This window comes from Ruegeria sp. A4, from assembly GCF_056543025.1.
Window position 1 is genome coordinate 33121 of sequence record NZ_JBQGAW010000003.1, and the last position, 18966, is coordinate 52086.

The following is an 18966-nucleotide window of genomic DNA, read 5'->3' on the forward strand; positions in this document are numbered from 1 at the left end:
CTTTGTATACGCGGCCTCATGCCACTATGTAGGTGACCGTAGGTGGCAAGTCCACAGCCCGGCCTAAGGGAAAGGATAACGCAAATGTATCTGTTCTTGGCATTTTTGTTGGTGCCCATCATCGAGATCGCGCTGTTTATTCAGGTTGGCGGGTTGATCGGCTTGTGGCCAACCCTTGCCATCGTAGTACTGACGGCGGTTTTGGGCACTGTTTTGGTGCGGACACAAGGTCGCATGGCGTTGGGAAACCTGCAACGGTCGTTTGCCGAACTGGACGACCCGACCGAGCCGCTGGCCCATGGTGCGATGATCCTGTTGTCGGGCGCTTTGTTGCTTACACCGGGATTCTTTACTGATGCCATTGGATTTGCGTTGCTTGTTCCCGGCGTGCGGGTTGCGGTTTTCAGGTATCTCAGATCCAAAGTCACCGTTACCCAGTTTCAGATGGGTCAAGGCCCCGGTTTTCAGTCACGGGGAAATCCGTTCGATCAGGGTGACATCATAGATGGCGACTTTACCGAGGTCCGCCCAAAAAATGATCCGTCAAAGCCGTCTAAATGGGTGGAAGGCCCCCACCGGCATTGAGGTGCCGCGCCCAACTTGATAAGCAGTGGCGAATTTCATTTTTGGAGTAGATCCATGGCCGAAGAAAAAGCTGCAGAAAACACTGCGGCCAAAGCCGCCCCGCAAGTTCAGATGCGTGTTCTGGGGCAGTTCATCCGCGACATGTCCTTTGAGAACGTGATGGCCCAGAAGGGTGTTTCCGGTGACGTACAGCCCGAAATCGCGGTTCAGGTGAATCTGGACGCCAAGAAGCGCCCGACAGACCACCAGTTCGAAGTGTCGATCAAGCTGAACCTGACATCCAAAGCCAAAGGCCTGGAAGACGTTCTGTTCCTGTGTGAGCTGGACTATTGCGGCCTGTTCCACGTGGAAGGTGTGCCGGAAGACCAGTTGCACCCGTTCCTGATGATCGAATGCCCGCGGATGCTGTTCCCGTTCCTGCGCCGCATCGTCAGCGACATCACCCGTGACGGCGGTTTCCCACCGGTGAATCTGGACAATATCGATTTCGTCGCCCTGTACCGCAACGAATTGATGCGTCGTCAGGCCGAACAGTCCCAGAAGACAGACGCCTGAGGGTTTGGCCCGTGCCTGACAGGGTCAGGTGCGGGTCCACAGGGCATTGTCGCCCAGTTTTTCTATGAATGCATCATGTGCCGCGCGTTCATCCTCGGTAATGCGAGACGGCAGTGGCGTTGCTCGTGGTGCCGGTCGCCAATCATCGCCGCCGCCTGCCACGGATGATGCAGATGTTGACAGTCCAAAATCGGGCTGTCGTCCTCCGATCAGCTCAAGATAAACCTCGGCCAGGATTTCCGAGTCGAGCAACGCGCCGTGCAGCACACGGTTCGAGTTGTCGATATTGAAACGACGGCAAAGCGCATCCAGTGAGGCCGGCGAACCGGGAAACCGTTTGCGCGCAATCGCCAGTGTATCCAGCGCCTGTTCCATCGGGATGAGCGGGGCACCCATCCATTTCAGTTCGGCATTCAGGAACTTCATGTCGAAAGATGCATTGTGGATCACCAGCCGCGCATCGCCGACGAATTCGCGAAAAGCGTGACCGATCTTGGCAAAAACCGGTTTGTCTTTCAGCGTCACTTCACCCTTTTCCGGCGGACGCGGGCTTTCCAACAGGTCCGGGCCGATGCCATGCACGCCAAATGCCTCTTCCGGCATCGAGCGTTCGGGGTTGATGTAGACGTGATACGTCTCACCCGTTGCGACGTGGTTCCACAGTTCAACGGCGCCGATTTCAACGATCCGATCACCGCTTTCGGGATCGAAACCCGTGGTTTCGGTGTCGAGTACAATTTCACGCATCTGCCATCCCCGCCCGTATTTGCCTGACCACATCCTGCACCTGCGCGCGGGCGTGGTCCAGAGTGTCGGTCACGATAACGTAATCCGACCGCGCGCATTTTTCTTCATTCGGCATCTGCTTGGCGCGGATTTGCTCGAACTGCGCCTCGGTCATTGTGCCCCGTTCCATGACGCGCCGCTTTTGCTCGTCGGCCGGGATCGAAACACACGCCACCGCGTCCATCGCCGCGTCACCGCCCGTTTCAAACAAAAGCGGAATGTCGAACACCAGGATGTCGTTTGTCGCGGTATCACGAAATGCAGCGCGGTCAGCAGCGACCAGAGGGTGGACGATGGCTTCGATGGCCTTCAGCGCAGCGGGATCCGTGGCAATTATCTGTTTCAGCGCCTCCCGGTTGACCGCACCGTCCTGAATGGCCGACGGAACCATTCGTTCCATGGGGCCAACGGCCGCGCCCCCCCTGGAATACAGGCGATGCACCGCCGCGTCCGCATCCCACAAGGCACAACCTTCTTCGACGAACATCTGCGCCGTTGTGCTCTTCCCCATGCCGATGGAACCGGTCAGGCCAAGCGCAAAACTCATGCCAAGGCCGCCGCACGTGCATCAGCATCAACTTCGGGGCGCACACCGAACCAGCGTTCAAAACCGGGCACTGCCTGATGCAACAACATGCCCAGCCCATCGACTGCGGTGCATCCCGCCTGTTCAGCGGTTTGCAACAGCCGGGTTTTCAATGGCGCATAAACCAGATCCGTCACCACGGCACCGGGCTGCAACCCATCAAGCGGAACCCGCAATTCCGGTTGGCCCTGCATGCCCAACGAGGTGGTGTTCACCACGAGTTCTGCGTTTTCGATGACATTTCCGGCCTGAACCCAATCCACCACGCGGATACGTTGACCGAATTCCTCTTTCAGATGATCCGCCCGGGCACGGGTTCGGTTGGTCAGCAGGATTTCCGGAACGCCCGCGTCAGACAATGCCTGCAACACGGCGCGCGCGGCTCCTCCGGCGCCGAAGACAACAGCCGGCCCGTCCTTTGCATTCCAGTCCGGCGCACCGGTGCGAAGATTCTCCATGAACCCGTACCCGTCAGTGTTATCCGCGTGGATCGAGCCATCTTCACGAAACACCAGAGTGTTCGCCGCACCTATCACCGTTGCGCGGTCAGACGCATGATCCGCGATCCTCAAGGCGGCTTCCTTGTGGGGAACAGTCACATTGGCGCCGACAAAACCCGCCTTGGGCAGGGTGCGCAGCACAGTTTCCAGGTCGGCGGGTGCCACATCCATCGGGATGTAATGACCGGCAAGACCGTATGTCTTCAGCCAATGACCATGCAATTTGGGGGATCGTGAGTGACCAATGGGATGTCCAATCACACCGGCCAAAGGAACCCGATAGTCCGTCATTGATCGATTACCCCTTTGACAGCCAGAAAGTTGAGCAGCTCCAACAGGGGCATACCCAAAACGTTAAAATAGTCGCCGTCAATGGTGGCGAACAGGCGGACACCTTCTTCCTCCAGCTTGTAAGCTCCGACGGCGTGGCGGATACTGTTCCAGTTTCGCGCGACGTAATCCTTCAGATAGGCGTCGGAACTGGCCCGCATCCGCAATCGCACCTGCCCCACATGCCGCCAGACCGGCTGAGCATTCTGAAAGATCACCGCTGCGGACAAAAGCATGTGCCGCTTGCCTCGCATGGCTTTCAGCTGGGCCAACGCCTGTTCGGGGGTTTCCGGCTTTGACATCAGCTGACCGTCAAAATCCAGAACCTGATCACATCCCAGAACCATGGCACCGGGGTTTTTGTCGCTGACCTTCCGGGCCTTCATTTCTGCGAGTGTGTCGGCAATGTCCCGTGGAGATGCGTTTTCAGCCAGCAGGGCGCGTTTGGCCGTCTCTTCATCCACGCGCGCGGTTTGAACCACAAACGGTACGCCTGCATTTTCAAGCAGCTGCGCGCGAATGGCGGATCCGGAAGCAAGAAGAATGGGGACAGACATGTGGAAAACCCCGTGCGCAAATCATTGAGAGTTCAGGGGTGCTTTGTATGGTTTTCCGGTTGACACGCAACCCCGTGGATTTCGCGCCAGAGATCCCCGAGTCGCTCAAATCCCATCCCGTCCGGACAAGGATAAGTCAGTTTCTCTGGAAAACCCCGATATCCCAAATTCTCCTACCAGTTATCCCCAAGCGGAACAAGGAATGATGTGAATAAGATATTGATTTTAAATGCTAAAAATATCCACCAACAGAATCACCTGGAAAATTCCGTGTTCTGTCCACCTGGGGAAAACACTTGTGTAAAAAAGTAATCCACGGATTTTACTCACCCTACAAAACCATCATCCTTTTTCTTTTCCTATTTTTTTATTAGGGAGGGTCCCGAACAACGCCCGGAGCCGAAATGACCGATCTTCTGTTCACTTTGTACCCATGGGTGAAATCGCTCCATATCATGGCGGTGATTTCGTGGATGGCGGGTCTGTTCTATCTGCCCAGGTTGTTTGTCTATCACGTCGAAAAGGCGCAGGCCGTCGAAGGCGCACAGGACATTTTCTTTGAAATGGAAGAAAAACTGCTGCGTGTGATCATGAGACCGGCGATGATCGTGGCTTGGGTTTGTGGTTTGATCATGGTGTTTACGCCGGGCATCGTGGGATGGGACTGGAGCTGGCCCTGGGTCAAGGGCGCGGCGGTGATCGGCATGACCTGGTTCCATCACTGGCTGATGGCGCGACGCAAGGATTTTCTGGAAGGGCGAAACACGCTCAGTGGGCGGCAGTTTCGCATGATGAACGAGGTCCCGACCGTTTTGATGGTTGCCATCGTTCTGGCGGTTGTTCTGAAGTTCTGAGGGCCTGTTTGACTCCGCCCCGCACTGCGCTTATGTAGGGATCAACACGCCCGTCCGGGCGGCGTATCTTCCATACTGAAATTCCACTTCGTGCCGCGTTGCCTGCGGTGAAGGTATATATCATGACAACCGAATCCCTGAATCTTGCTGATCTGAAAGCCAAAAGCCCCAAAGACCTTCTGGCGATGGCCGAAGAGCTGGAGATCGAAAACGCCTCGACCATGCGCAAGGGCGAGATGATGTTCCAGATCCTGCGCGAACGCGCTGATGAAGGCTGGACCGTTGGTGGCGATGGCGTGCTTGAAGTGCTTCAGGACGGTTTCGGCTTCCTGCGCTCGCCCGAGGCGAACTATCTGCCCGGCCCGGATGACATCTATGTCTCACCCGAGATGATCCGCCAGCACTCATTGCGGACAGGGGATACCGTGGAAGGCGAGATCAAAGCCCCGGATGAGAATGAGCGCTATTTCGCGCTGACGAAGGTGACCAAGATCAACTTCGAAGACCCGGAAAAGGCCAAGCACAAGATCCTGTTCGACAACCTGACGCCGCTTTATCCGGATGAGCGGCTGAAGATGGAGATCGAGGATCCGACCATCAAGGACAAGTCCGCACGGGTGATCGACCTGGTCGCGCCGATCGGCAAGGGCCAGCGGTCGTTGATCGTGGCGCCGCCGCGCACCGGTAAGACGGTGATCCTGCAAAACATCGCGCATTCGATCGAGCGCAACCACCCGGAATGCTACCTGATCGTCCTGCTGATCGACGAACGCCCGGAAGAAGTCACCGACATGCAGCGTTCAGTGAAGGGCGAGGTCGTATCCTCAACCTTTGATGAACCCGCGACCCGCCACGTGGCCGTGTCAGAAATGGTCATCGAAAAAGCCAAGCGTTTGGTCGAACATAAACGAGATGTTGTTATTCTTCTCGATTCGATCACAAGACTTGGTAGAGCCTTTAACACAGTGGTCCCATCCTCGGGTAAAGTTCTGACCGGTGGTGTGGACGCAAACGCCCTGCAACGGCCCAAGCGTTTCTTTGGCGCGGCGCGGAATATTGAGGAGGGTGGTTCGCTGACCATCATCGCGACCGCACTGATCGATACCGGCAGCCGGATGGACGAGGTCATCTTTGAAGAATTCAAAGGTACAGGCAACTCGGAAATCGTTCTGGATCGCAAGATCGCGGACAAGCGTGTGTTCCCGGCCATCGACATCCTCAAATCCGGCACGCGGAAAGAGGATCTTCTGGTCGACAAGGGCGATCTGGCCAAGACCTTCGTTCTGCGGCGTATCCTCAACCCGATGGGCACGACCGACGCAATCGAGTTCTTGTTGTCCAAGTTGAAGCAGACAAAGACAAACAGCGAATTCTTCGATTCCATGAACACCTGACACTGGTCTTTAACTCTAGCGAGGCCTTCGAATGGATACGATATTCGCCTTGGCCAGCGCGCAGGGCAAAGCCGGGGTGGCGGTCATCCGCCTCTCGGGTCCGGACTCCCATTCAGCAGCGGCGCGCCTGACGGGTGGTGCGCTGCCAAAGCGTGGCATGGTCCTGCGCACTCTGACCGATCATGGCGGAGCGCGTTTGGACGACGGATTGGTCTTGACCTTCCAGGCTCCGGCCAGTTTTACCGGTGAGGACGTGGCCGAGCTTCAGATTCATGGAAGCACCGCCTCTGTTAACGCCGTGCTGCGTTGCCTGTCGGATACGGAAGGGTTGCGCATCGCTGAACCGGGTGAGTTCACACGCCGGGCACTGGAAAACGGCAAGATGGACCTGACTCAGGTCGAAGGCCTGGCCGATTTAATCGATGCAGAAACGGAAGCACAACGTAAGCAGGCGCAGACCATTCTGGCGGGCGAGCTGGGCACATTGGCCGAACGGTGGCGTCGGGATTTGATACGGGCTGCGTCCCTGTTGGAGGCTGTCATCGATTTTGTTGATGAAGAAGTTCCAACCGATGTGACGCCGGAAGTGCGCGAACTGATCCAAGGCGTCATGTCGGACCTTCATCGCGAAGCAGATGGCGTCAAGACTGCCGAGCGAATTCGTACAGGGTTCGAGGTTGCGATCGTCGGCCTTCCAAATGCGGGAAAATCCACCCTTTTGAATGCCTTGGCGGGCCGTGAGGCGGCCATTACTTCAGAATATGCCGGGACCACGCGTGATGTGATCGAAGTTCGCATGGATCTGGCTGGATTACCGGTGACCTTGCTGGATACGGCAGGGCTGCGAGAGACTGAAGATCATGTCGAAAACCTGGGTATCGAGCTTGCGCGCAGCAGAGCGGAGGCCGCCGATCTTCGCGTTTTCCTGTCTGAAACACCGAAGGACCTGGGGGTGGAGATGCGGGAAGATGATATACATGTTTTGCCCAAAGCAGATCTTAGAGGGATCGGGGAAAAGGGTGTGTCAGGGAAAACTGGCCAGGGAATAGATGCGTTAGTAGACCAGATATCGTGTGTTCTGTGCCAGCGAACCACTACCCATGGTATTGCAACTCGGGAACGTCACCGCATTGCAATCACCAGAGCATTGGACTCACTCACATCTGCAATCGCGGTTCTGGAATCAGGCCCAGACCTGTATGATATCGCGGCAGAGGAGCTGAGAACCGCCATACGCGCTCTTGAATCCCTGGTGGGCAGAATAGACGTGGAGACTCTGTTGGATGAAATCTTCTCGAGCTTCTGTTTGGGAAAATAAGGAGTGTTTCACGTGAAACATTCGAAGTTTGATGTCATCGTCATCGGCGCGGGTCACGCCGGAACCGAGGCCGCCCATGCATCAGCCAGAATGGGCGCAACAACTGCGCTTGTAACGCTGTCTGCAACGGACATTGGCGTCATGTCCTGCAATCCAGCGATTGGCGGTTTGGGGAAAGGCCATCTTGTGCGAGAGATTGACGCCTTGGATGGCGTCATGGGTCGCGTGGCGGATCAGGCCGGCATTCAGTTTCGGCTATTGAACCGTCGTAAAGGGCCAGCCGTTCAGGGGCCGAGAGCGCAGGCGGATCGCGCCCTTTACCGTCTTGCCATGCAACAGGTAACAGAGAAACAGGATAACCTGTCTGTCGTTGTCGGCGAGGTTGTCGATTTTCTGATGAACGGCGAAAAAGTTGCAGGTGTTGTTCTTTCTGATGGATCAGAGCTTACCGCCCGCGCCGTTATTCTGACGTCCGGTACGTTTCTAAGGGGCGTCATCCATATCGGTGACGTGTCTCGCCCAGGCGGGAGAATGGGGGATCGGCCTTCCATCAAACTGGCTGAGCGGTTGGATGGATACGATCTTCCCATGGGGCGATTGAAAACCGGCACACCGCCGCGTCTGGATGGGCGAAGCATTGATTGGTCCGATCTTGAAAGGCAGGACGGCGACGATGAACCAGCCCTGTTTTCTTTCATGTCGAAATCCGTTGTCGCGCCCCAGATTTCTTGCGGAATTACGCATACAAATGCGCGAACACATGAGATCATTGCGGCAAATCTTTCGAAATCTGCCATGTATGGCGGTCACATCGATGGCGTAGGCCCGCGTTATTGCCCTTCGATCGAAGATAAGATCGTACGCTTCGCCGACAAGGAATCGCATCAAATCTTCCTTGAACCCGAAGGGGTCAACGACCACACAATCTATCCGAACGGCATATCGACATCTCTGCCCCAGGATGTTCAGCTGGACTATGTGCGGTCAATCAAAGGCTTGGAAAATGCAGAGATTCTGCAACCGGGATATGCGATTGAATACGACTATGTTGATCCGCGTGTCCTGAGCGCTTCTTTATCCTTGCCGGATGTTTCCGGACTATATCTAGCGGGCCAGATAAATGGGACCACAGGATATGAGGAAGCCGCGGCTCAGGGCATGGTGGCGGGCCTCAACGCGGCGTTGGAGACCCAAGGGCGGGAGCCCATCCATTTTACACGATCCGACAGTTACATAGGCGTAATGATCGACGATTTGACAACTCGAGGAGTTGCTGAACCTTACCGCATGTTCACGTCACGCGCGGAGTTCCGGCTATCTCTGCGCGCCGACAATGCTGATCAACGGCTGACACCAATTGGTTTGGAATTGGGGTGCGTCGGAGAAGAGCGCAAGGTACAGTTCGAAGATAAAATGCACCAACTTGAGAGTGTGAAGTCAAAGCTGACGAAACGGACTTATACGCCCAAGGAAGTTCTCGCTGCCGGTATAAACGTTAATCAGGACGGAAACCGGAGGGATGGGATGGCAATTCTGGCATTCCCTGATACCTCGTTTGAAGATTTGTTGCCTCTCGTTCCTGATTTGCAGGACGTCGACCCAAAAATCAGGCTCCAGATCGAGCGGGACGCCTTGTATGCCAACTACATTGCCAGGCAAAAGCGGGACGTCGAAGCAATGAAGCGGGATGAATCCTACGTTATCCCGCATGAGTTCGATTATTTTTCCTTGGACGGCCTGTCGTCGGAGATGAAACAGAAGCTGTCGCAAGCGAAGCCCGCAAATATCGCACAGGCAAGCCGTGTCGAGGGCGTCACGCCAGCAGCACTGACGCTTGTTCTGGCAAAACTACGCCGGGATCAAAGAGCTCGCCACGCATGAAGGTTGATTTTTCGAAGTTTGAAGACCTGAATGTTTCACGTGAAACATTCGATCGCCTCGTGACCTATGTTGATCTGGTGAAGCGCTGGAATCCCAAGATCAACCTCGTGTCTAAGAACAGTTTGGAGCATATCTGGGACCGGCATATTCTTGATTCCGTGCAAGTCTATCGGTGCGCTGACAGGTTTGACACCTGGGCAGACCTGGGAAGCGGAGGCGGATTCCCTGGTATGGTCTGCGCCATCATCGCCGCGGAAGAAAATCCAGGCGCCGCATTCAATATGATCGAGAGCGATCAGCGGAAATCAGCTTTCTTGCGCAGCGTTGCGCGGGAATGCGGCATAAAATGCACGGTGACTTCAAAAAGGATTGAATCGGTTGATCCTTTGGCTGCAAACATAGTTTCCGCCCGAGCGCTGGCTGACTTGCGCACCCTGTTGTCCTTTTGTGACAGGCATTTACACACCAACGGGACAGCGTTGTTGCCCAAAGGCGCAAATTGGAAAAAAGAGCTGGAAGACGCACGTGAGGAATGGAATTTCAAGGCTGAGGCGATTACAAGTTTAACTGAACCTCAAGCCGTTATCCTTAAGATAAATGGAGTATCACGTGGTTGATTTATCTCGACCTTCAGGGCCTCGGATAATTGCTGTTGCCAATCAGAAGGGCGGGGTCGGAAAAACAACCACAGCAATCAACCTTGCAGCAGGATTGGCCGAATCCGGGTGTCGGGTCCTGGTGGTTGACCTAGACCCGCAGGGGAACGCTTCGACGGGTTTGGGTGTCGAAGATCGAGACTGGACAACTTATGATCTGATCCTAGACGACGCGCCATTGGAAGCCGTCGTTCAGGAGACTGAAATCGAAGATCTTTTCGTTGTTCCGGCGACCGTTGATCTGAGTTCCGCCGATATTGAACTGATCTCCAACGAAAAACGCAGCTATCTTTTGCATGATGCTTTGAGGCAGCCAGCCATAGATGCGTTTGAACTGGATTTTGTGCTTATCGACTGCCCGCCGTCCTTGAACTTGCTGACCGTGAATGCAATGGTTGCGTCGCATTCGGTGCTTGTGCCGTTGCAGAGCGAGTTCTTTGCCCTTGAAGGGCTTTCACAACTGATGCTGACGATTCGAGAGGTCCGCCAAACGGCGAACCCAGATCTGAGAATCGAAGGTATTGTGTTGACCATGTATGACAACCGCAACAACTTGTCCCGTCAGGTTGAAAAGGACGCGCGTGACAATCTGGGTGAGATGGTCTTTAAAACGAAGATACCCAGAAATGTGCGGGTCAGCGAAGCGCCGTCATATGCGCTGCCTGTTTTGCAATATGACTCGGGATCGCTTGGGGCCATGGCCTACCGGCATCTTGCTCGTGAGATCTTGCACAAGAACAATAAGACCGCTGCCTGAGCGGGAACGAGGAGGGCGACATGAGCGCCAAGAAAGCAAAGTCCAGAGGTTTGGGGCGGGGGTTGTCTGCCCTTATGGCGGATGTGAATCCTGAATCAGAAGGCCGGATTTCAACGGATGCACGCAGACCGGATCTGAAAGTCCCGATTGAAAAGCTGAAAGCCAACCCCAACCAGCCGCGCCGGACATTCATGCCCGAGCAGTTGGACGAGCTGGCAGCGTCGGTCAAGGAAAAAGGTATCATTCAGCCGTTGATCGTTCGCGCGACGGGGCCCGATGAATACGAAATCGTCGCGGGGGAACGCCGTTGGCGCGCGGCGCAGATGGCGCAGCTGCATGATATCCCGGTGATTGTACGCGATTTCGATGATACGGAAGTGTTGGAAGTTGCGATTATCGAAAACATCCAACGCGCGGATCTGAACGCGGTGGAAGAGGCCGCCGGCTACAAGCAGTTGATGGACCGGTTTGGTCACACGCAGGAAAAGCTTGCCGAGGCCCTGGGCAAAAGCCGCAGCCACATCGCAAATCTTTTGCGGCTTCTGTCCTTGCCGTTGGATGTGCAAACCCTTGTTATTGAAGGTAAATTATCCGCCGGGCACGCCAGGACACTGATTACGGCGGAAAATCCGTCGGAACTTGCGAAACAGATCGTCAAAGATGGCTTGTCGGTGCGCGCAACCGAGGCGTTGGTCAAAAAGCAGCTACAAGGCAGTGCCGAGCGTTCTACACCCCGCTCCAGAAATCTGGATGCCGGAAAGGATGCAGACACACGTGCCTTGGAAAAAGACCTGTCCGCGATCCTGGCGATGAAAGTGTCAATCAATCACAAGGCCGGAACGGAAACGGGACAAGTTGTTCTGACCTACGAAAACCTGGATCAGCTGGACGACTTGTGCGCCAAGCTCAGCCGTTAGGCCGTGACCAGATAAAGATCATGACACCGCCCAGCACAACCGCCTGAATGATCAACACGAAAAGCGGAGCGGACAACAAAACAGAGAGTCCGAAAACGGCGGCGATCGAGACGGTTGCCGCCTTTTTTGCGGCTGGGCGAATGGCGCCGGAGCTTTGCCAATCAAGAATCAGTGGCCCAAAAAGGTTATGGGTCACAAGCCAATTGTGCAGCCGCGAGGATGAACGGGCGAAGAAAAACGCCGCAAGCAGAAGAAAAGGCACCGTAGGAAGTAGGGGCAGGACAACCCCAACAGCCGCCATGGCAACACAAAGCAATCCCAGTCCGGCCCAAAGATACTGCATGCTCAGTCCAACAGCTCCCGGATGACTGCGTTCAATACGGCGCGCCCATCTGATGTGGCGATGAGGCGCCCGTTGCTGCGCCGAACCATGTTGATTTCGGTCAGATGATCTATGGTTTCAGAGGGAAGAGAGCGGCCAGACAAACTTTGCCACCTGTCCATATCTAGTCCCTCAGTAATTCTCATACCCATCATAAGGTATTCATTTGCCTGATCTTCAAGGGGCAACGCGCTGCGGTTCTTTTCACCATTGCCCTGATTGGCGGCATCAAGCCAACGCTGGGGGTTCAGATAGGTTTCGGTCGCGTATTTCTGACCATTCAGGGTAATCCGCCCATGGGCGCCGGGGCCGATGCCGACATAATCGCCGTATCGCCAGTAAATCAGATTGTGCTGCGATTCTGCGCCCGGTCGGGCATGGTTCGAAACTTCATAGGCCGGCAAACCATGTGCTTCGCAGATTTCCTGCGTGGCCAGATACATGTCGGCGGCACTGTCATCTTCGGGCAAGCCGCGTAACTTACCGACGGCGTATCGATCCCCAAAGGCCGTCCCGTCTTCGATCGTCAATTGATAGAGCGACAGGTGGTCGATGGCCATCGATAGCGCTTGGGTCAGTTCCTTTTGCCAAGCGTCCAGTGTTTGGTGTTGGCGCGCATAGATCAAGTCAAAGCTGACCCGGTTGAAACAGTTGCGGGCGATGTCAAAGGCGGCGCGGGCCTCTGCCACGGTGTGGATGCGGCCCAGCCGCCTCAGGTCTTCGTCATTCATCGCCTGAATGCCCATCGAAACCCGGTTCACGCCTGCATCGCGATAGGCGGCGAACCGCCCGGCCTCGACTGAACCGGGATTGGCCTCGAGGGTGATTTCCATGTCATTGGCGGGCCGCCACAGGGCGCGGGCGGTGTCGATCACGGCGGCCACTGTTTCGGGCGCCATCAGCGAGGGGGTGCCGCCGCCAAAGAAGATCGTGTTCAGAACCCGATCGGGCGTTTCGGCAGCGGATCGGTGAAGCTCGGACAGATAGGCGTTAAGCCATTGATTTTGATCAATATTTCTGGAAACGTGGCTGTTGAAGTCGCAATAGGGGCATTTGGCCTCGCAAAAGGGCCAATGCACGTACAGGCCAAAGCCCCCGTTGCGCCAATCATCCGCCAAAGCAGCCTTTCACGAACATTTCCACCGCGCGACCGCGATGGCTGATCTTGTTCTTTTCCCAGCGATCCATCTCGGCAAAGGTAATGTCGTAGCCGTCGGGGACAAACATCGGGTCATAGCCGAACCCGTCCTTGCCGCGGATCGGCCAGACCAGATGACCGGGCGCGATGCCTTCGAACACTTCGTCGTGCCCGTCGGGCCAGGCCAGAACCAATGTGCAGCGGAATTGGGCCGTGCGGGGGTGCGGCGCGTTTTTTGCTTCAAGCTCATCATGGGCGCGGGTCATGGCCATCAGGAAATCGCGGCCATTTCCGGTTTCGGCCCAGTCGGCGGTGTACACGCCCGGCGCGCCGTCCAGCGCATCGATGGTGATCCCGGAATCGTCCGACAGGGCGGGCAGTCTGGTGGCCTGTGCGGCGGCGTGGGCCTTGATCCGGGCATTGCCGACAAATGTGTCCTCGGTCTCTTCCGGCTCGGGCAGGTCCATCTCGGCCGCGCCCACGACCGTCACGCCAAAGGGCTCGAGCAGATGGGCCATCTCCTCAAGCTTGCCTTTGTTGTGGGTGGCGACCAGCAACCTGTCGCCGTCGAACTTGCGGGTCATGCGGTGGCGGCCTTTTGCGCGGCCGCAAGTTCGGACACGCCTTTTTCCGCCAGATCCATCAGTTGATCCATTTGGGCGCGGCTGAAAACCGAGCCTTCGGCGCTCATCTGCACTTCGATCAGTTTGCCGGATCCGGTCATGATGAAGTTTCCATCTACGCCCGCTTCGCTGTCTTCGGGGTAATCAAGGTCCAGCACCGGCTGACCGGCGTAGATACCGCAAGACACGGCGGCAACCGGATCAACCAACGGGTCCGAGATCACGTCGCCTGCCTTCATCAGCTTGTTCACCGCCAGCCGCAGCGCGACCCAGCCGCCGGTGATCGAGGCGCAGCGGGTGCCGCCATCGGCCTGGATCACATCACAGTCCACGGTGATCTGACGCTCGCCCAGAGCAACCCGATCAACGCCGGCGCGCAGGGCGCGGCCGATCAGGCGCTGGATTTCGACCGTGCGGCCCCCTTGTTTGCCCGCGGCCGCCTCGCGCCGCATCCGCGTATTGGTGGCACGGGGCAGCATGCCGTATTCGGCTGTGACCCATCCCAGGCCCGAGCCCTTGATAAACGGCGGCACGCGATCTTCGATCGTGGCGGTGCACAGAACATGCGTGTCGCCCATTTTGATCAGGCAGGAACCTTCGGCATGTTTCGTGACTCCCGTCTCGATTGAAACGGCGCGCATTTCACTTAAATCTCTTCCAGAGGGTCGCATCGGAATTCCTTTGTTTGCTGGGTTGGGGATAACGCCCCGCAGCGTTACGATGCAACCCCGATTGACCTTTCATTTGCCTGCTATTTAATGACGAACGAGCAGGGGAAGACGGATGAGCGAAGCGAGCAAGATTCTGGACGAGATGAACGACCGGTCACGAGAAGTGTTCCGGCTGATAGTCGAGAGCTATCTGGAAAGCGGAGAGCCCGTCGGCAGCCGTACTTTGACGCGTACGTTGTCAGAAAAAGTCAGCGCTGCAACCGTCCGCAATGTGATGCAGGATCTGGAGTTTCTGGGCCTTCTGGATAGCCCCCATGTCAGCGCCGGCCGAATCCCGACGCAGCAAGGCCTGCGAATGTTTGTGGACGGATTGCTTGAGGTCGGTGACCTGGGTGCCGATGACCGGCAGAAACTGGAGCAGACATTAGGCTCTAACACAGGTGATGTTGGTGGAATGCTGGACCGTGTCGGCTCTGCCTTGTCGAACGTTACACAAGGAGCCTCGCTGGTTCTGACGCCCAAGCATGAATCGGAAATCAAACATATCGAATTTGTTTCTCTGGGCCATGATCGGGCTTTGGTGGTTTTGGTTTTCTCGGACGGACATGTGGAAAACCGGCTGTTCACGCCGCCACCTGGGCAAACGCCAAGTTCCATGCGCGAGGCCGCGAATTTCCTGAACGCACTAATCGAGGGGCGGACACTCAGCGAAGTGCGGCGGCAAATGCAGACGCAGATCGATGCGCGCAAGCAGGAAATCGACACTCTGGCGCGTGAGATGGTCGAAAGCGGAATGGCCGTTTGGGACGGAGACGGAAGCGACTCGGCCCGTTTGATCGTGCGCGGGCGCGCGAATCTGTTGAACGAACCCGGTCAGGCCGAGGAACTTGACCGCATCCGCACCCTGTTCGATGACCTTGAGCGCAAGCGAGACATCGCCGAATTCCTTGAATTGACCGAAGAAGGCGAGGGTGTGCGCATTTTTATCGGGTCTGAGAACAAACTTTTCTCACTTTCGGGTTCCTCTTTGGTGGTGTCTCCTTATATGAACGCTGATCGAAAGATAATCGGTGCGGTGGGGGTTATCGGACCCACACGTCTGAATTATGGGCGGATCGTACCGATCGTGGATTATACGGCGCAACTGGTCGGCAAACTGATATCCGACCGGAGCTAGAGGGTAAAAGATGGCAGAGCCGAAGAACGAAGATTTTCTGGATGATATCGCAACCGCCGAGGCCGAAGAGCTGGCCGAAGAGCTGATGGATATCAGCGAAGAAGAACTGGAACTGGACGCGCTGCGGGCCGAACGGGATGACTATAAAGACAAGTTCATGCGCGCGCTGGCGGATGCCGAAAACATGCGCAAGCGCAGCGACAAGGCGCGCCGCGATGCGGAACAGTATGGCGGGTCCAAGCTGGCCCGCGATATGCTGCCCGTCTATGACAACATGAAGCGCGCCCTTGAAGCTGCGACGGATGAGCAAAAAGAAGTGGCTGCTGGTTTGCTGGAAGGCGTCGAATTGACCATGCGCGCATTGAAGGACGTGTTCCAGAAGCATGGAATCGAAGTGATCACACCCGAAGTGGGCGACCGGTTTGATCCGAACGTGCATGAGGCCATGTTCGAGGCACCTGTTCCCGGAACCAAGGCAGGAGATATCATTCAGGTATCCGCCGAAGGGTTTATGTTGCACGATCGTCTGCTGCGCCCGGCGCAGGTGGGCGTGTCGTCAACCCCGGCAAGCTGATACGCGCCCAAGGGCGCGTGCCTTCGGCGAGAGTATTTGGGAAAAGATGAAGGGGCGGTCAGGATTTGGCCGCCTCTTTCAGTTTGTAGATCAGATCGAGGGCTTCGCGCGGGGTCAGGTCGTCCGGCAGGATCTGGTCCAGCATATCGGTTACGGGCGACGCCTTCGGGACCGGCTGCGGGGGCGGCGCGGCGGAAAACAGCGGCAGATCGTCGATCAGCACCTTCTGCTTGCCGCCTTCGCGTTCCGTTTTCTCCAACTGGTCCAGAACCACGCGGGCGCGTTCGACCACGGATGCGGGCAGCCCGGCCAATTGCGCGACCTGCACGCCATAGGAGCGGTCGGCGGCGCCCTTGTGGACCTCGTGCAGGAATATCACCTCGCCGTCCCATTCCTTGACCGCGACAGTGGCGTTTTCGACGCCCTCCAGCTTGCCGGCCAGCGCGGTCAGCTCGTGGTAATGGGTGGCGAACAGCGCACGGCTGCGGTTGGCGCCGTGCAGATGTTCCAGCGTGGCCCAGGCGATGGACAGGCCGTCATAGGTGGCGGTGCCGCGCCCGATTTCATCGAGGATCACCAGCGCCCGGTCATCGGCCTGGTTGAGGATGGCCGCGGTTTCGACCATCTCGACCATGAATGTCGACCGGCCCCTTGCCAGATCGTCAGAGGCGCCCACGCGGCTGAAAAGCTGGCTGACCACGCCGATATGAGCTTGCTCGGCCGGGACGTAGCTGCCCATCTGGGCCAACAGGGCGATCAGCGCATTCTGGCGCAGGAAGGTCGACTTACCGGCCATGTTGGGGCCGGTCAGCAACCAGATGGCGGCGCCGTCCTGGGCGCTGAGGTCGCAGTCATTGGCGATGAAGGCATCACCGTTTTGCTGGCGCAGCGCGTGCTCTACCACCGGATGCCGACCGCCCTGAACACTGAACGCCCGGGAGGCGTCTACCTGTGGTCTGCACCAGTTTTCTCCGCGGGCCAGATCTGCCAGCGCGGTGGTCTGATCCAGTTCGGCCAGCCCTCGGGCGGCTTGATTAAGTCGCGCAGCGAAGCTCAAAATCTCATCAGAAAGCCTTTGATAGAGCCTTTTTTCGATTTCGAGAGCCAGGTTGCCGGCGTTCAGGATGCGGGTTTCGATCTCGCTGAGCTCAACCGTGGTGAAGCGTACCTGGTTGGCGGTGGTCTGGCGGTGGATATAGGTCTCGCTGAAGGGCGGGTTCAGCATCTTTTCGGCATGGGTGGCCGTGGTTTCGATGAAATAGCCCAGCACGTTGTTGTGCTTAATTTTCAGCGAGGCGATGCCGGTATGTTCCGCGTATTTCTGCTGAAACCCGGCAATGACCGAGCGGCCTTCGTCCCGCAGGGTGCGGGCCTCGTCCAGTTCGGCGTCAAAGCCCGGCGCGATGAAGCCGCCATCGCGCGCCAGCAGCGGCGGGTCGGCGACCAGCGCCTGATCCAGCAGGTCGAGCAGATCGTCGAAACCCACGAGGTTCTGCACCGCGGTTGCCAGCAGGACCGGCAGATCATGACCTTCGCAAATCCCGGCGATCGCTGCGGCTTGGGTCAGCCCGTTGCGGATGGCGGCCAAGTCGCGCGGGCCGCCTCGGTCCAGCGACAGGCGCGACAGGGCGCGGTCCAGATCGGGCGTCTTGCGCAGCGCCTCGCGCAGATCGGCGGCGATCAGGCCGTCCTGGGCGGCAAAATCGACCGCGTCTAGCCGCGCGTGGATCACATCCAGATTGCGCGAGGGGCTGGACAGGCGTTGTTCCAGCAGGCGCGCACCGCCCGGGGTTACGGTTCGGTCTACCACCGACAGCAGCGATCCGGCCCGCCCGCCGGACAAAGACCGTGTCAGTTCCAGGTTGCGGCGGGTGGCCGCGTCGATCTGCACGACGCGATCTTCGGATTCTTTCAGCGGCGTTTGCAACAGGGGCAATTTGCCCTTCTGCGTGATCTCCAGATAGTCGATCAGCGCGCCCATCGCGGACACTTCGGCCCGTCCAAAGCTTCCGAACGCGTCCAGCGCGCCCACGTGAAACAACCCGCAGATGCGTTTTTCAGCCGCCGTGCTGTCAAAACTCGCCCGTCCGACAGGGGTGAGAGAAATACCCAAATCGCGGACCGGCTCATTCAGTTTTTCCTGCACGTTGTCTGCCACGATCAGTTCCGACGGGGCCAGCCGGGCCAGCTCGGGGCTCAGCCGGACCGAGGTCAGCGGCATCACATGAAACGCCCCGGTCGATATGTCCGCCCAGGCCAGTGCGGCCTCGTCGCGCACCTCGGCATAGGCGGCCAGAAAGTTGTGGCGGCGCGCCTCCAGCAGGGCGTCCTCGGTCAGGGTGCCGGGGGTGACAAGGCGCACCACATCGCGCTTTACCACCGATTTAGAGCCTCTTTTCTTGGCCTCGGCCGGGCTTTCCATCTGTTCGCAGACGGCGACGCGAAAGCCCTTGCGGATCAGTGTCAGCAGATAGCCTTCGGCCGAATGCACCGGCACGCCGCACATCGGAATATCTTCGCCATTGTGTTTGCCGCGCTTGGTCAGGGCGATGTCCAGCGCCTCGGCGGCGTTCACGGCGTCTTCAAAGAACATCTCGTAGAAATCGCCCATGCGGTAGAACAGCAGGGCATCCGCGTGGGCCTCTTTGATTTCCAGGTATTGCGCCATCATCGGCGTGACGTTGGACAAGGCTGCTCCCCTCTGGCGTATTCCGGCGCGACCTTA

General features: G+C 57.4%; 20 protein-coding genes. 11 read left to right on the top strand and 9 right to left on the bottom strand.

Translation table 11 applies throughout. From position 1 onward, the window contains the following. Positions 1–84 precede the first annotated feature (84 nt). Positions 85–585, top strand: coding sequence for an FxsA family protein (locus ACR0E2_RS11480; RefSeq protein WP_152459621.1), 501 nt, complete (start codon positions 85–87; stop codon positions 583–585). Positions 586–639: 54 nt separating this feature from the next. Further along, positions 640–1140: a protein-export chaperone SecB gene (secB, locus tag ACR0E2_RS11485; protein WP_171230153.1), complete on the top strand. Its 501-nt coding sequence runs from the start codon at positions 640–642 to the stop codon at positions 1138–1140. Positions 1141–1164: 24 nt separating this feature from the next. Here the strand turns inward: secB and dnaQ are convergent, their stop codons facing one another. The 4 genes from dnaQ to ACR0E2_RS11505 are packed head-to-tail and all read right to left on the bottom strand — an operon-like array spanning position 1165 to position 3899. Further along, complete coding sequence (gene dnaQ / locus ACR0E2_RS11490) at positions 1165–1887, bottom strand: DNA polymerase III subunit epsilon (protein WP_480446499.1); 723 nt, start codon at positions 1885–1887, stop codon at positions 1165–1167. Beyond that, a complete protein-coding gene (gene coaE, locus ACR0E2_RS11495; protein ID WP_480446500.1) occupies positions 1880–2473 on the bottom strand; it encodes a dephospho-CoA kinase in 594 nt (197 codons plus the stop codon). The genes dnaQ and coaE overlap by 8 nt, the downstream gene beginning before the upstream one ends. After that, the gene (locus tag ACR0E2_RS11500) at positions 2470–3303 is read right to left on the bottom strand and encodes a shikimate dehydrogenase (protein WP_480446501.1); all 834 of its coding nucleotides are present in this window, start codon (positions 3301–3303) and stop codon (positions 2470–2472) included. Before ACR0E2_RS11500 ends, coaE begins: the two co-directional genes overlap by 4 nt. Continuing rightward, positions 3300–3899, bottom strand: a complete 600-nt coding sequence (locus tag ACR0E2_RS11505; RefSeq protein WP_480446502.1) for a Maf family protein — start codon at positions 3897–3899, stop codon at positions 3300–3302. The genes ACR0E2_RS11500 and ACR0E2_RS11505 overlap by 4 nt, the downstream gene beginning before the upstream one ends. A 404-nt stretch (positions 3900–4303) precedes the next feature. Here ACR0E2_RS11505 and ACR0E2_RS11510 point away from each other — a divergent pair, with 404 nt between their 5' ends. From ACR0E2_RS11510 to ACR0E2_RS11540, 7 genes are all read left to right on the top strand, one after another. Next, on the top strand, positions 4304–4753 hold the full coding sequence (locus ACR0E2_RS11510; RefSeq protein ID WP_171171524.1) for a CopD family protein: 450 nt from the start codon (positions 4304–4306) through the stop codon (positions 4751–4753). A gap of 122 nt (positions 4754–4875) precedes the next feature. After that, positions 4876–6147 (top strand): transcription termination factor Rho, encoded by a 1272-nt coding sequence (rho, locus tag ACR0E2_RS11515; protein WP_152459614.1) that lies wholly within the window; start codon positions 4876–4878, stop codon positions 6145–6147. A 31-nt stretch (positions 6148–6178) separates the two neighbouring features. After that, a complete protein-coding gene (gene mnmE, locus ACR0E2_RS11520) occupies positions 6179–7465 on the top strand; it encodes a tRNA uridine-5-carboxymethylaminomethyl(34) synthesis GTPase MnmE (RefSeq protein ID WP_480446503.1) in 1287 nt (428 codons plus the stop codon). A 12-nt stretch (positions 7466–7477) separates the two neighbouring features. Next, positions 7478–9346 (top strand): tRNA uridine-5-carboxymethylaminomethyl(34) synthesis enzyme MnmG, encoded by a 1869-nt coding sequence (gene mnmG / locus ACR0E2_RS11525; RefSeq protein WP_480446504.1) that lies wholly within the window; start codon positions 7478–7480, stop codon positions 9344–9346. Then, positions 9343–9963 (top strand): 16S rRNA (guanine(527)-N(7))-methyltransferase RsmG, encoded by a 621-nt coding sequence (gene rsmG, locus ACR0E2_RS11530; protein ID WP_480446505.1) that lies wholly within the window; start codon positions 9343–9345, stop codon positions 9961–9963. The genes mnmG and rsmG overlap by 4 nt, the downstream gene beginning before the upstream one ends. After that, entirely contained in the window at positions 9956–10759 is an 804-nt protein-coding gene (locus ACR0E2_RS11535) for a ParA family protein (RefSeq protein WP_480446506.1), read from the top strand. Before rsmG ends, ACR0E2_RS11535 begins: the two co-directional genes overlap by 8 nt. Before the next feature lie 20 nt (positions 10760–10779). Continuing rightward, a complete protein-coding gene (locus ACR0E2_RS11540; RefSeq protein WP_480446507.1) occupies positions 10780–11676 on the top strand; it encodes a ParB/RepB/Spo0J family partition protein in 897 nt (298 codons plus the stop codon). Here ACR0E2_RS11540 and ACR0E2_RS11545 read toward each other — a convergent pair. Genes ACR0E2_RS11545 through rph form a run of 4 tightly spaced genes read right to left on the bottom strand, consistent with a single transcriptional unit; the run spans position 11666 to position 14490 of the window. After that, positions 11666–12019 carry a YbaN family protein gene (locus ACR0E2_RS11545; protein ID WP_152459608.1) on the bottom strand — a complete coding sequence of 118 codons (354 nt, stop codon included), beginning with the start codon at positions 12017–12019 and terminating at the stop codon, positions 11666–11668. The two genes, ACR0E2_RS11540 and ACR0E2_RS11545, sit on opposite strands and share 11 nt — an antisense overlap. Before the next feature lie 2 nt (positions 12020–12021). Continuing rightward, positions 12022–13176: a radical SAM family heme chaperone HemW gene (gene hemW / locus ACR0E2_RS11550; protein ID WP_480446508.1), complete on the bottom strand. Its 1155-nt coding sequence runs from the start codon at positions 13174–13176 to the stop codon at positions 12022–12024. After that, entirely contained in the window at positions 13166–13780 is a 615-nt protein-coding gene (gene rdgB, locus ACR0E2_RS11555; protein WP_480446509.1) for an RdgB/HAM1 family non-canonical purine NTP pyrophosphatase, read from the bottom strand. The genes hemW and rdgB overlap by 11 nt, the downstream gene beginning before the upstream one ends. Further along, positions 13777–14490, bottom strand: a complete 714-nt coding sequence (gene rph, locus ACR0E2_RS11560) for a ribonuclease PH (RefSeq protein WP_425079459.1) — start codon at positions 14488–14490, stop codon at positions 13777–13779. Before rph ends, rdgB begins: the two co-directional genes overlap by 4 nt. Positions 14491–14602: 112 nt before the next feature. Here rph and hrcA point away from each other — a divergent pair, with 112 nt between their 5' ends. Further along, positions 14603–15667 (top strand): heat-inducible transcriptional repressor HrcA, encoded by a 1065-nt coding sequence (gene hrcA / locus ACR0E2_RS11565; protein ID WP_152459604.1) that lies wholly within the window; start codon positions 14603–14605, stop codon positions 15665–15667. A gap of 10 nt (positions 15668–15677) precedes the next feature. Beyond that, entirely contained in the window at positions 15678–16241 is a 564-nt protein-coding gene (locus ACR0E2_RS11570) for a nucleotide exchange factor GrpE (RefSeq protein WP_171116719.1), read from the top strand. 58 nt (positions 16242–16299) lie between these two features. Here the strand turns inward: ACR0E2_RS11570 and mutS are convergent, their stop codons facing one another. Continuing rightward, the gene (gene mutS / locus ACR0E2_RS11575) at positions 16300–18912 is read right to left on the bottom strand and encodes a DNA mismatch repair protein MutS (RefSeq protein ID WP_480446712.1); all 2613 of its coding nucleotides are present in this window, start codon (positions 18910–18912) and stop codon (positions 16300–16302) included. Positions 18913–18966: the final 54 nt, after the last annotated feature.

Coding starts and splice junctions, on each gene's coding strand:
- dnaQ (WP_480446499.1), bottom strand. CDS start 1,887: ATGCGTGAAATTGTACTCGACACCGAAACCACGGGTTTCGATCCCGAA.
- ACR0E2_RS11505 (WP_480446502.1), bottom strand. CDS start 3,899: ATGTCTGTCCCCATTCTTCTTGCTTCCGGATCCGCCATTCGCGCGCAG.
- ACR0E2_RS11510 (WP_171171524.1), top strand. CDS start 4,304: ATGACCGATCTTCTGTTCACTTTGTACCCATGGGTGAAATCGCTCCAT.
- rph (WP_425079459.1), bottom strand. CDS start 14,490: ATGCGACCCTCTGGAAGAGATTTAAGTGAAATGCGCGCCGTTTCAATC.
- ACR0E2_RS11500 (WP_480446501.1), bottom strand. CDS start 3,303: ATGACGGACTATCGGGTTCCTTTGGCCGGTGTGATTGGACATCCCATT.
- ACR0E2_RS11480 (WP_152459621.1), top strand. CDS start 85: ATGTATCTGTTCTTGGCATTTTTGTTGGTGCCCATCATCGAGATCGCG.
- rho (WP_152459614.1), top strand. CDS start 4,876: ATGACAACCGAATCCCTGAATCTTGCTGATCTGAAAGCCAAAAGCCCC.
- secB (WP_171230153.1), top strand. CDS start 640: ATGGCCGAAGAAAAAGCTGCAGAAAACACTGCGGCCAAAGCCGCCCCG.
- mutS (WP_480446712.1), bottom strand. CDS start 18,912: ATGATGGCGCAATACCTGGAAATCAAAGAGGCCCACGCGGATGCCCTG.
- coaE (WP_480446500.1), bottom strand. CDS start 2,473: ATGAGTTTTGCGCTTGGCCTGACCGGTTCCATCGGCATGGGGAAGAGC.
- hrcA (WP_152459604.1), top strand. CDS start 14,603: ATGAGCGAAGCGAGCAAGATTCTGGACGAGATGAACGACCGGTCACGA.
- ACR0E2_RS11570 (WP_171116719.1), top strand. CDS start 15,678: ATGGCAGAGCCGAAGAACGAAGATTTTCTGGATGATATCGCAACCGCC.
- ACR0E2_RS11540 (WP_480446507.1), top strand. CDS start 10,780: ATGAGCGCCAAGAAAGCAAAGTCCAGAGGTTTGGGGCGGGGGTTGTCT.
- rsmG (WP_480446505.1), top strand. CDS start 9,343: ATGAAGGTTGATTTTTCGAAGTTTGAAGACCTGAATGTTTCACGTGAA.
- rdgB (WP_480446509.1), bottom strand. CDS start 13,780: ATGACCCGCAAGTTCGACGGCGACAGGTTGCTGGTCGCCACCCACAAC.
- mnmE (WP_480446503.1), top strand. CDS start 6,179: ATGGATACGATATTCGCCTTGGCCAGCGCGCAGGGCAAAGCCGGGGTG.
- ACR0E2_RS11545 (WP_152459608.1), bottom strand. CDS start 12,019: ATGCAGTATCTTTGGGCCGGACTGGGATTGCTTTGTGTTGCCATGGCG.